The organism is Pseudomonas sp. GW822-FHT03F04 (assembly GCF_058801405.1).
The window spans coordinates 1-12,024 of record NZ_JBXANF010000015.1 but is presented as its reverse complement, the minus strand read 5'-3'; the positions used below and the strand labels follow the sequence as shown (position 1 = coordinate 12,024).

Annotated in this window: 11 protein-coding genes; 6 read left to right on the top strand and 5 right to left on the bottom strand. The window is 60.4% G+C overall.

Translation table 11 applies throughout. The features are described 5' to 3' along the window. Window positions 1-30: 30 nt before the first annotated feature. Entirely contained in the window at window positions 31-936 is a 906-nt protein-coding gene (locus tag AC1RMX_RS27755) for a LysR family transcriptional regulator (protein ID WP_493073676.1), read from the bottom strand. A 100-nt stretch (window positions 937-1,036) separates the two neighbouring features. Further along, the gene (locus tag AC1RMX_RS27750) at window positions 1,037-2,236 is read right to left on the bottom strand and encodes an MFS transporter (RefSeq protein ID WP_493073675.1); all 1,200 of its coding nucleotides are present in this window, start codon (window positions 2,234-2,236) and stop codon (window positions 1,037-1,039) included. A 312-nt stretch (window positions 2,237-2,548) separates the two neighbouring features. On the opposite strand from AC1RMX_RS27750, the gene AC1RMX_RS27745 reads away from it, so the two are divergent. The 4 genes from AC1RMX_RS27745 to AC1RMX_RS27730 all read left to right on the top strand — a co-directional run bounded on the left by AC1RMX_RS27745 (window position 2,549) and on the right by AC1RMX_RS27730 (window position 7,784). Further along, window positions 2,549-3,814: a c-type cytochrome gene (locus tag AC1RMX_RS27745; protein ID WP_493073674.1), complete on the top strand. Its 1,266-nt coding sequence runs from the start codon at window positions 2,549-2,551 to the stop codon at window positions 3,812-3,814. After that, entirely contained in the window at window positions 3,811-4,284 is a 474-nt protein-coding gene (locus tag AC1RMX_RS27740; protein WP_102622141.1) for a (2Fe-2S)-binding protein, read from the top strand. Before AC1RMX_RS27745 ends, AC1RMX_RS27740 begins: the two co-directional genes overlap by 4 nt. Next, window positions 4,281-6,518 carry a xanthine dehydrogenase family protein molybdopterin-binding subunit gene (locus tag AC1RMX_RS27735; RefSeq protein ID WP_493073672.1) on the top strand — a complete coding sequence of 746 codons (2,238 nt, stop codon included), beginning with the start codon at window positions 4,281-4,283 and terminating at the stop codon, window positions 6,516-6,518. Before AC1RMX_RS27740 ends, AC1RMX_RS27735 begins: the two co-directional genes overlap by 4 nt. A gap of 153 nt (window positions 6,519-6,671) precedes the next feature. Then, window positions 6,672-7,784 carry an alkene reductase gene (locus AC1RMX_RS27730; protein WP_493073671.1) on the top strand — a complete coding sequence of 371 codons (1,113 nt, stop codon included), beginning with the start codon at window positions 6,672-6,674 and terminating at the stop codon, window positions 7,782-7,784. A gap of 116 nt (window positions 7,785-7,900) precedes the next feature. Here AC1RMX_RS27730 and AC1RMX_RS27725 read toward each other — a convergent pair whose 3' ends face one another. Further along, entirely contained in the window at window positions 7,901-8,695 is a 795-nt protein-coding gene (locus tag AC1RMX_RS27725; protein ID WP_493073670.1) for an SDR family NAD(P)-dependent oxidoreductase, read from the bottom strand. A gap of 106 nt (window positions 8,696-8,801) precedes the next feature. On the opposite strand from AC1RMX_RS27725, the gene AC1RMX_RS27720 reads away from it, so the two are divergent. Continuing rightward, complete coding sequence (locus tag AC1RMX_RS27720; RefSeq protein WP_493073768.1) at window positions 8,802-9,782, top strand: GlxA family transcriptional regulator; 981 nt, start codon at window positions 8,802-8,804, stop codon at window positions 9,780-9,782. Window positions 9,783-9,862: 80 nt separating this feature from the next. On the opposite strand, the gene AC1RMX_RS27715 is transcribed toward AC1RMX_RS27720, so the two are convergent. Next, window positions 9,863-10,198, bottom strand: a complete 336-nt coding sequence (locus AC1RMX_RS27715) for a hypothetical protein (RefSeq protein ID WP_493073669.1) — start codon at window positions 10,196-10,198, stop codon at window positions 9,863-9,865. A gap of 230 nt (window positions 10,199-10,428) precedes the next feature. Next, the gene (locus AC1RMX_RS27710) at window positions 10,429-10,791 is read right to left on the bottom strand and encodes a DUF6124 family protein (protein WP_493073667.1); all 363 of its coding nucleotides are present in this window, start codon (window positions 10,789-10,791) and stop codon (window positions 10,429-10,431) included. A gap of 481 nt (window positions 10,792-11,272) precedes the next feature. Between AC1RMX_RS27710 and AC1RMX_RS27705 the strand changes: the two genes are divergently transcribed. Continuing rightward, window positions 11,273-11,923, top strand: coding sequence for a hypothetical protein (locus AC1RMX_RS27705; protein ID WP_493073666.1), 651 nt, complete (start codon window positions 11,273-11,275; stop codon window positions 11,921-11,923). Window positions 11,924-12,024 lie beyond the last annotated feature (101 nt).

Below are 12,024 nucleotides of genomic sequence, written 5' to 3'. Positions count from 1 at the left end.
TCAAAGGGACATGGATGTCGTACGTGAGGTCTATGAACCTGGCGCAAGAATCTCTTCAAGAAAATCAATGAACACATTGATCCGGCTTGAACCCCGGTGATTGGGCAAATACAGCACATTGATGCAACTGCTCGCACTGCCGGGATTGATTTCATAACCTGCCAGCAATCGCGTCAGCCGGCCAGCAGCGACATCGTCGCGCACCAGCCAATCGGCCAGCAAAGTCACCCCGCCACCCGCCACTGCCGCTTCTCGCAGGATGTCGGCATTGTTGCTTTGCAGGCGGCCGTGCACATTCAGCTGGAGGGTTTCCTCATCACCCTGGAACGTCCAGTTCTGGTGCGGGCCACCGTAATCGAAGCGCAGGCAAGAGTGCTCGAGCAAGTCACGGGGATGACACGGCACCGGGTGACGGCTCAGGTAATCCGGACTGGCCACCGCCCAGCGTTCGAACGCGCCGACCCGCTTGCTGACGATGTCTTCACTGACCACTGTCGACCCGAGACGCACCGACACATCGATCTGCTCGCTCAGCAGGTCGCTGACCTGATCGCTCAACGAAATGCTCAATTCCAGTCCCGGATGTCGCTCGAGCAATCGGCCCAGATGGGGGGCGATGATCCTTCGACCAAACTCCACCGGAACGCTGATGCGCAAGCGCCCTTGCACCTCGCTTCCACGGTCGGCGACGACCGCGTCAGCCTCGTCGATGGCATCGAGAATGGCCACGGCCTTCTCGAAATAGTTTTGCCCGGCGACGGTCACACTGGTGTTGCGAGTCGTGCGGTTGAGGAGACTGGCACCCAGTTCGTGTTCCAGCCCCGCGACCTGGCGAGTCACCGATGAAGTCGAAATACCGAGTTTGCGCGCCGCAGAGGAGTATCCGCCGCACCGCACGGTTTCAACAAACATCTTCAGTGCCAGTAACTTGTCCATAAGCGCAACCCGGTCAAAAAGGAACGGCGATGATTGTGCATCACCGAACGCCAGGCGTCTTGTATGACCGTGCCCCCTCGGACTCTTCGATGCCAGTTCCTCAGGCATTGGCCTTGCGCCCCAGGAACATCGCCAGGGCCAGTGCCGGCAGCAATGCCACGGTGACGGCAGACAGGTGCCAGCCGAAATGCTCGTAGAGGGGGCTCGCCACCAGCGACCCCAACGCCCCGCCCACGAAAATGCTGGTCATGTACACGGCATTGAGGCGCGCACGGCTATGCGGATCGATGGCGTACACCTCACGCTGGCCCAGCACCATGTTCAGTTGCACGGCGAAATCCAGCAGCACCGCACAGACCACCAGCCAGATGTAACTGCTGCCGGGCAACGCGCCGATCAACAATGAGACCAGTGCCAGCAGCAGTGCAACGAGTGTCCCGCGCCGGCCATGCCCGGCATCGGCCAGGCGTCCGGCAATCGGCGCTGCGACTGCACCGACGGCGCCGACCAATGCAAAAATCGCAACCTGTACCTGGCTGAAACCGTGGTGACGCATCAGCTCGATGGGCGCGAGGGTCCAAAACAGACTGAAGCTGGCAAACAACAATCCCTGATACAAGGAGCGCTGGCGCAGAACCGGATGACGACGGGCCAGCGCAAACACCGAGCCGATCAACGCCACGTAAGTCGCCTGATGCGTCGGAACACGACGCGGCAGCGCAATCGCAGTAATCAGGGCGATGAAGGCCATCAGTGCCGCCGCGCTGAAAAACACCCCGCGCCAACCGAACACTTCCACCAGCAGGCTCGACAGCGGACGCGACAGCAGAATGCCCAGCAACAGACCGCTCATGATGTTACCCACCACGCGGCCACGGGTTGCTTCGGGCGCCAGATGCGCTGCCAGTGGCACCAGAATCTGCACCGCTACCGAGGTAAGACCGATCAGCAACGACAAAACGAGGAACATCGATGGCGAATGCGTGAGGCCGGCACACATCAGGGCCACGCTCGCCGCCAGCGTGAACCCCACCACCAGACGTCGGTTCTCCATGAGATCGGCCAGCGGTACCAGCAACAACAGACCCAACGCATAACCCATCTGAGTGAGTGAAACGATCAGGCTGGCATTGGCGCTGGACAGACCGATCTGCGGCGCGATCAGTTCGACAATAGGTTGAGCGTAATAGAGGTTGGCCACGACCGCGCCACAGCAAAACGCCAGGAACGCGACCATCAGGCCGGAGAGTGAAGCGGATTGTTCGGCCTTGGCCGCCGCAGCCGGGTTACCCGTGAGCATGGTGACACCTCATCTGATTCGTAAAAGTGATGGCAAGGCTAAGGGCTCCGGTCGACACCTAGAATCCATCCTTCGGGCAATTGAGTGATGCGCCATCCGCAACACCCAGAGCGTTGCAGTTGGCGCAATACGCTATTGCGCGGCCCGGCAATACTCGAACACCAGCGCCTTCTCTACCCTTGGGCACCTGGCGCAGGGCTCCCCATCGGCGCCCTTCCCCCGGTCGCACAAGGAGCTGTTCATGATCCCGAATCCGTCATCAATGCCCGCCGCGCGCCTCTCGTGTGTCAAACCCTCATGATTAGCAGCCTCTTGAGATCCAGGCCTCTATGGATCAGCGCAGCAGTTCTCGCTTCGCTCGGTGCAATCGGGGCCGTCGTACTGATGTGGCACCCGGCGATTGCGCCCGTCGAACGCCCGCGAACATTCAGTTCCGAGCAACTGCAGCGCGGTGCGCGAGTGGTCGAGGCCGGTGACTGTGCGGTGTGTCATACACGTCCCGGCGGCCAATACCTGGCGGGGGGACTGCCCCTGGTGACGCCGTTCGGCACGCTCTACAGCACCAACATCACACCCGATCCGCAGACCGGCATCGGGCAATGGTCGCTGCCGGCGTTCGAACGGGCGATGCGTGAAGGAATCGCCCGCGACGGCCACTTCCTGTACCCGGCCTTTCCGTACGTTCACTACCGGCGCATGACCGCAGACGACATCGCCGATGCGTATGCCTATTTGATGAGCGGCCCGGCCGTGAACTCGCCGGCCCGCGAGAACCGCATGAATTTCCCGATGAACATTCGCCCGCTGGTGTCGTTCTGGAATCTGCTGTTCCTGCATGCAAAACCACTGACGCCGATGGCGCAGCAGTCTGATGCCTGGAATCGCGGGCGTTACCTCGTCGAAGGGCCCGGCCATTGCGCAGGCTGTCATTCTCCGTTGAACCTGATCGGTGCCGAGAAGTCCGGCGAAAGCTTGTCGGGCGGTGCTGTTGATGGCTGGGAAGCGCCGTCGCTGCTCGGCATGGCTCACCGTGCAAACGCGTGGAGCAACGATCAGTTGGTGAGCTACCTGCGGGCAGACGTGGTGGACGGACACGGCACGGCGGCCGGCCCGATGCGCCCGGTCAGCCTCGGTCTGGCCAGCTTGCCGGTCGGTGATGCACAGGCGATTGCCGAATATCTGCTGAGCCTGCCGGCAAAAAAAACGATCACCGAAACGCATGTCGCAACGACAAATGCAGGCCCTTCAGATCCGTCCACGGGCGCCTTGCTGTTCGCCAGCGCCTGCGCCGGTTGCCATGCCTCCGCAGCACCGATGCGCGAAATCGACGGGCGTCCGTCGCTGGATCGCACCTCAGCGCTGCAAGCCTTACACCCACGCAACTTCCTGAAAACAGTACTCGAAGGTGTCCCGGCAACACCGGGTTTGCCCGGGCCGGTGATGCCGCCGTTTGCCGCCAGTCTCGACAACGATCAACTCACAGCCCTGGCGACATACCTGCGTCGACAAGCCAGACCCGACCAGCCCTGGACCGACCTTTCTGCCACCCTCGAAGCGCTACGTCAGGAGACGAAATGACCCAACTCACGCTCAACGTCAACGGCGCCGTCCAGACTCTGGAGCTGGAACCTGACATGCCGCTGCTCTATGCGCTGCGCAATCATCTGGGGTTGAACGGCGCCAAGTACGGCTGCGGCCTGGGGCAATGCGGCGCTTGCACCGTCATCGTCGATGACAAGCCTGTCTTTTCCTGCCTGACACCCTGCGCGGGCCTCGATGGCAAAAAAGTCCGAACGGTCGAAAGCCTCGGCACCGTCGAACACCCCGGCCCTTTGCAGCAAGCCTTTATCGACAAACAGGCGGCCCAGTGCGGTTACTGCATTGCCGGCATGTTGATGCGCGCGCAGGCGTTGCTGGAAAGCAACCCACACCCGGACGAACAGACCATTCGCGAGCACATGGCAGGCAACCTGTGTCGCTGCGGCACTCACTTGCGGATTATCGAAGCGATCAGCCTGGTGGCCGGGCAAAACGGGAGCGCGCCATGACAGGAGTCAAAGAGGTCGATCACAGTCGCCGCGCGTTCTTGCGTGGAGGCGCCTTGCTGGTAGCGTTTACCCTGGTGCCTGCAACGCGGCGTGCCTGGGCGGACACCGAAGTCGATACGCTTGGCACCGTGGTGCTGGCGCCTGACCTCCCCGGCAGCCTGCGCACCAACCCCTGGCTTGATGCCTGGATCCGCGTCGGCCCTGAAGGCATCACCGTCTACACCGGCAAGGTTGAACTGGGCACCGGCGTCAAAACAGCCTTGCTGCAAATTGCCGCTGAACGTCTGGAGGTGTCCCCGACAGCGATCAACCTGCTTACCGCCGACACTGCACTGACGCCAAACGAAGGCTATACCGCCGGCAGCCACAGTATTTTCGACAGCGGAACCGCGCTGTTCAACGCGGCGGCACAGGTGCGTGAGCTGCTGTTGGCGTCGGCCGGGCGAAGCTGGGAGATGGCACCTGCCCGACTGACGACTCGGGAAGGCATCATTCACGGCCCCACCGGACAAAGAATGTCCTACGCCGATGCCGTCAGAAACGTCGATCTGCACCTCTACGCCAAGCCCGAATCGCCTAGCGTGTCCGCGACGTCATTCAAGGTGATCGGCCATTCGCTGCAACGGCTGGATATTCCAGCCAAAGTCAGCGGCGGCGCCGCGTTTGTTCAGGACATACGGCTGCCGGGCATGTTGCACGCCCGGGTCATTCGCCCGCCTCGGCCGGGCTGCACGCTGGAAGCCTTCGACGCGCAGTCGATCAAAACGCAGTCCGGTGTGGTGCAGGTGATTCGCGACGGCAACTATCTGGCCGTAGTGGCGCGTGACGAGTGGCAAGCAATCAAAGCCATGCGCAGCGGATACGAATCGGCGCGCTGGACTGGCGGGCAGGCGATACCCGAAGCGCAGGACATTCATGCGTTGCTGGAGAGCCTCCCCTCGCGCCGCTACCCCATCAGCCAGGAGGGCACGCCGCAGGGTACGACCGACAACAGCTATCGCGCACGCGTGACCAAGCAGTATCTGATGCACGGTTCCATCGGCCCGTCATGCGCCGTGGCCAGGTTCAAGGACGGCACCCTCACCGTCTGGACCCACACCCAGGGTGTGTATCCCCTGCGTGCCGGGATCGCCGAAATGGTGCGATTACCGCCAGAGCGCGTTCGCTGTATCCATACCGAAGGCTCCGGCTGTTACGGCCACAACGGCGCAGACGATGCAGCGGCCGACGCGGCGTTGATTGCGATGCGCCTGCCGGGCACGCCGGTGCGAGTGCAATGGATGCGCGAACAGGAGAACCTCTGGGAGCCTTACAGTTCAGCGATGGTCACCGAAGTGCAAGCCAACCTTGATGTACACGGAAGAATGCAGGACTGGAATTATGAACTGTGGACAACACCGCACAACGAACGCATCGTCAATGCCGGACGATTGCTTCCAGCGCGACTTCTGGCTCGACCCTTCGTCTCCGCGCCTTCGGTGCCGATCGCACAACCTGAAGGCGACGGCGATCGCAATGCAGTGCCGCTGTACGCGCTAGCCTCCAAACGCATCAACATGAATTTCGTCACCGAGATGCCGTTTCGCACCTCGGCCATGCGCTCGCTGGGCGCGCACATCAACATCTTCGCGATTGAAGCGTGCCTGGACGAGCTTGCCGCCAGGGCCGGGGTCGATCCGGTTGCCTTGCGCCTTGCGCACCTGACGGATTCCCGGGCACGGGCCGTGGTGGAAAAGGTTCGCGACGCCGTCGACTGGCCGCAAAAAAGCAGCGAGCCTGGCACGGGCCTCGGCTTCGCATTCGCTCGCTACAAAAACATCATGGGCTATTGCGCCATCGCCGTGCGTCTTCGGGTGCATCCGCAGACCGGCGAAGTGCAGATCGATCATGTCGTCACGGCAGTGGACGTGGGACAGATCGTCAATCCCGATGGGCTGCGCAACCAGGTCGAAGGCGGGATTGTCCAGTCCACCAGTTGGACGCTGTATGAAAAAGTCGCCTACGACGCCGGCGGCATACGCAGCTACGACTGGAGTGGCTACCCGATCCTGCGCTTCCCACAGGTGCCGAAAAAGGTCGACGTTCATCTGCTCGACCAACCGGGACAACCGTTTCTGGGGGCTGCCGAAATCGTCCAGGGCCCCATGGCGGCAGCCATCGGCAATGCCGTGGCGAACGCCACCGGCCGGCGCTGGTTGAACCTTCCTCTGACCCGCTCGGATCAACCGTCCTGAACGTCGCAGCGTTGCACTTCACGCAATGCAGCGTAGCGACACGCGTGGATTATCAAGCGCTGCGCAGCCGCTTAACGTAAGGCCATCCGGTGCCAGACCCAACCCAACGTCCGACACCCTCTGCCGACGCTTTTCAAAGACTGGAGAACACTCATGACGCAGCACCTGTTCCGCCCTATCGCCCTGGGCCCCTACACACTCCCCCATCGAGTGGCGATGGCGCCGTTGACCCGCTCGCGCGCCGGACAACCCGGCGACATTCCGACGGCCATGAACGCCGAGTACTACCGCCAACGCGCGAGTGCCGCGTTGATCATCACCGAAGCAACGCAGATTTCCCGCCAGGGCCAGGGTTATGCCTGGACGCCTGGAATCTACAGCGATGAACAGGTGCAAGCCTGGCGCGAAGTCAGCAGCCAGATACACGAGGCCGGCGGGTTGATCTTCATGCAGCTTTGGCATGTGGGTCGCGTATCGCACCCCAGTTTTCAACCCGACAACGCATTGCCGGTGGCCCCGAGCGCATTGCCCGTACCGGGCAAGACCTTCATCGTCGACGCGGATGGCAACGGTATCTGGGGAGATGTTCCGGTACCGCGCGCACTGCAGACGTCGGAAATCGCCGACATCATCAGCGACTACCGCCGGGCCGCGCGCAATGCGCTGAACGCCGGGATGGATGGCGTGGAAATTCACGCGGGCAATGGTTATCTGCTCGATCAATTCATCAACAGCAACAGTAACCAGCGTGAAGATTCGTACGGTGGCAACCTGGAAAATCGTGCACGCCTGTTGCTGGAAGTGGTCGCCGCCGTGGTCGACGAAGTCGGTGAAGAGCGCGTGAGCGTTCGTCTGACGCCGATGGGGCGCTTCATGGGCATGGGTGATGAGACGCCTGAAGCGACGTTCGGCTATATCGTGCGTTCGTTGAATCGCTGGAAACTGGCCTACCTGCATCTGGTCGAGCCCGCCGTCGTAGGCACCGTCAAGGATGAAAACTACGATCCGCGTTGGGATGCCATCATCAGTCAGTTGCGTGCGGCCTGGGATGGCGTGCTGATGATCGCCGGAGGCTACGACCCCGAGACGGCGGAACAGGCCCTGATTGATGGCCGCGCGGACATCATCGCGTTCGGCAGGCCGTTTCTGGCCAACCCCGATCTGCCAAGGCGAATTCGCGACGGGTTGTCGCTCAATACCCCAGACCCGAGCACCTTCTTCGGTGGCGACCAGCGTGGCTACGTGGATTACCCGGTTCACTCCTGATTTTCCATACCAACCTGTGTGCCCATTGGGCCCCCTGTCTGGCTGACAGGAGAGTCGCGCCAACGGGAAAAGGGGACGGATTTATTTTCAGAAAATAAATCCGTCCCCTTTTTGCATCAGTTGCGATAGCGTGCAGCCGGCTCACTGCGCGACAGATCAGGCATCAGCTTCTGGCGCGCCGCCTCGTAGGCATTCCAGTCGGCGATTTCAGGAAGCGCCGGAATGGTGACGAACTCGCCTTGGTCGAGGCCGGACAGCGAAGCGTCCACCATATCGTCCGCCCGCATCACAATCGCTTCCGGCAGGTGCTCCAGCGGTGTGCCGGCCACGCTCCAGAATTCGGTGGCCGTCGCGCCCGGCAGGACTACCTGAACCCTTACATGCTTGTCCGCCAGTTCGTGACGCAAGGATTGGCTGAACGCCAGGACGAAAGCCTTGGAGCCGCCGTAAACACCGTTCAACACCTCTGGGGCGATGGCCACGATCGAAGCAATGTTGATCAGCGTGCCGCCGCCACGGGCAACGAAACCCGGGACCGCCGCGTAAGTCAGGCGCATCAGCACGTTCACATTGAGCGTGAGCAAGTCGTCGAGTTTGTCGACGTCCGACTCCAGCAAGGGCTGAGTCGCGCCAACCCCGGCATTGTTCACCAGCAAAGAAATGTTGGCGTCCGTTTTGAGACGATCTTCGACCCGTGCCAGATCGGCCCTTTCGGACAGGTCGGCCGCTAGAACTTCAACGTGGCGGCCGGTTTCTTCACTCAGGCGCTCAGCCAAAACATTCAGGCGATCGCGATTTCGCGCGACCAAAATCAGGTCATGGCCACGGCGAGCAAGGCGTTCAGCGTAAATGGCACCGATTCCGGACGACGCACCGGTGATCAGGGCGGTACCGAGGCGGGATTGAGTCATGTCGAGTCTCCAGGGTTGTGGGAAGTACTGGAGAACAGAATGCGACGGCTTGGCCACATCTCAAATGACGTATATGGTAGTGATTCAAGACATCCGAGAAATCACCATGCACCGCATCGGCTACTTGCTCACCGACGGTTTTCAGGTGCTCTCCCTGGCGACTCAAGCCGTTTTCGAGTTTGCCAATCAGATCACCGAAGAACCCTTCTACAGCGTCGAAAACTTCTCGCCGGACGGCGGCATGGTGCGCTCCTCGCTGGGGCTGGCCATGGAAACCCGCCCGCTTGAGGCGCCCGGACTGGCCGATACCTGGATCGTTGTCGGGGTCAACGATCCGGTAAAAACCGATACGGCCTCTGCGGTGCTCGATTTCGTGCGTCAGGCCGGCAATCAGGCGCGGCGCACTGTCGGCATCTGCACCGGCGGCTTCATCCTCGCCGAAGCCGGCCTGTTGACCGGACGCCGCGCCACGACCCACTGGGCCTACGCGCAGGCGTTGCAGAAGCGTCACCCCGAAATCAGCGTCGACGTTGACCGCATCTATATCGTCGACGGCCCCTTCTGGACCTCTGCAGGCATGACCGCCGGCCTCGACCTCGCGGTCGGCATGGTGGAGAAGGATCTGGGCGCCGAGGTCGCCCGCTCGGTGGCACACAAACTGGTGATGCATCAGCACCGGTCCGGCGGCCAGTCGCAACATTCGGAAATGCTCGACCTCGCCCCCAAATCCGACCGCATCCAAAGCGCGCTGAACTATGCACGACAGCATCTGAACCGACCGCTCAGTGTCGAAGAACTGGCCGACGTGGCGCACCTGAGCCCTCGCCAATTCACCCGCATATTCAGCGCAGAAACCGGCCAATCCCCCGCCAAAGCCATCGAAGGCCTTCGACTGGAGGCCGCTCGATTGATGATCGAACAAAGCCGACATTCCCTCGATGTGGTCGCCAGCGAATCCGGTTTTCGTGATCGGCGCCATATGCGGGAAGCGTTCATTCGAGGATTCGGCGTGCCTCCACAGGCGGTGCGGCGGGATGCTCGCCAAGTGGTGACCAAGCGGGTGGAAAGTTCAGAGCTCGCTGACTGACAAGGCTGTCGAACTGGATGCCGGTCTGATCCCAAGAACAAAAAAGCCCGCTCAACGGCGGGCTTTGTAATCGGTTTGTTCTAGGGTGCGTGGCTAAAACTCTTACGCAGTTCGTGTTCCAGCTTCTGACAGGCATCTGCGATTACGCTTTTTCCGAGTGCCGGGCCAGAGTAGCTCTCTACCTCCTGGCGGCATCGGTCGATGGCATCCTGGACTTGGGCTTCTTCGTTGTTTTGCGGCTTGTCTCTGAGATAAACACCAAAAGCCCAGTACAAGGCGACGGCAGTCATGATTCCAGCGAGGAGTTTGCTGGGGAAGCGCACTTTTCCTTCTGACCGTGGTGCCGCTTCCGGCGCAATCCGTACTTTCTGCCCAAGGTTGGATTGGCAGTGCTTGCATAAAATGGCGTCAGCCATGATGACTTCTGCGCAATAGGGGCAATTCTTTTTTCCAGCCACCACAGATGAAACTCCCTTTTCAAAAACCGGATTCTATCATCGGGCCGGGAGCGGTCAGAGAGGCATCTTTGTTTTGTTGCCTTTGTTTTGAGATGTGCTGAAAAAATAAAAATATGGCCGAGGTCGTCAGATACACCTGACAACCTCGCCATTTTCTTTCCGGCTGTTGAGCGACAGCAATCAGCCGATCACGTCTTCACTTCGACATGATCCAGCGCCTGATTCACAGCCAATCCCGCAACCATGACCACCTGCGCAATACCCAGCGCAGTTTTGCGGTGGGCGGGTTCCAGGATGGCGGCGAAGTTGTTGAGCATTTCGGTGACGGAGCCGAGCGATTCGCTGGCGTTGGCCAGGAGGGATTCGCTGTTGTAGGCGGGGTTGGCCAGGAACATGGGATCGTGTTTGGTGTGACTGCCCATGATGCGTTGTTGCGGGGTGAGGTAATGATCGAGGGCGCGCTCGGCGGCTTCGTTGAGGGTTCGGGAATCGGGGAATTGGTAGGGGGAAACCGGGTCGGTTTCTGGTGGGTTGGGTGTTGGTTTGATCATGGTGAAACTCCATATGGGACTTAAGGAGCCATCACTCTCGCTACCAAACGAGGGGTGGTGGCCATACGAAGGTTGGTAGACCGGCCCATATGGAAAATCCGGCGCGCCCGAGGACGCCCTGCGCATGGCCACCATAAGACTGATGCCGAAAGAGCATCCGCGCTAGGTGACGTTATGCGTCATATGGGGAACCGGGCTACCAAACCCGATCACTGTTTTTCAGTGACCATGGAACGATAAGACCCGCGCCCTGGACGCACAAGCCGGCGGATTCTGGCGTAGTCGTAGGCAATGACGCAAGGTGATGTAGCCTCGAGGACGTAACGGATGGTGTCTTTTAAACGGGGATTTTTGGGGTGGTTAAACGGGTGGATCAGGAGCGGCCCTCACCCTTTGTTTTTTAAAGATCTCATTGGAGGGATGGTCTGTTTATCGTCATCCCCATTACCCTTCGTCAACACACGCTTGGATCAAGAAAGAAATGAAGTTCACCGAGGAAATCAGCGCGGCCTTCCCCATCAGCAATCCGATGCCGCCGCAACTGAAGCAAACCCTTCAGCTATTGGAAGAACACGGCTGTGTCCGGACACACCGCGATGGCGTGCGCTACATGACGCTGCATCCGGAACCTGAAAACAGCGATATCGCCACGACAACTTTCTACGTCCCGGATCCTGCCTTTACCGCGCTATGGACCCGAAGTGACGATCCCGAAGTGAATCACCGACTAACGATATTCTTGAGAACCGGTGGCGATGGTTCATGGGCCGGACTGTGGCGGGACGACAACGGGCAACAACGAATTGTCCATCTAGGTTCGGGGTCAGGATCCGACATGCTCTGTGTGTTGACCGATAACGTGCAGGATCTATTACGCCTGCTGGCCATCGGGTATGACGAACTCTGCTGGCCAGAACAGTTCCAGCTGACACCTGAAGAAGTGCGTGAAAAAGAATACGGCGATGACGATTACCCGCCTCCGCCGCTTCTGTTGCGGGTCCATGTAGAGCGAACGCTTGGGTTGAGCATTCCGGTGAGAGCGTCGGAGGTTGTTCGCGACACTGAAAGTATGGATGCGCTGGAATCGAACGATCCATTCTGGAACTGGCTGAAGCAGGTTGATGGGGAGTAGTTCCCATTGTTCGGGCGTCAGCTTTCGGCCAGAAGCGGACATTGACACAACACGACTGTCGGCCGGAAGGCCATGGTCGCTATTGGCTGCTAACTATCCAA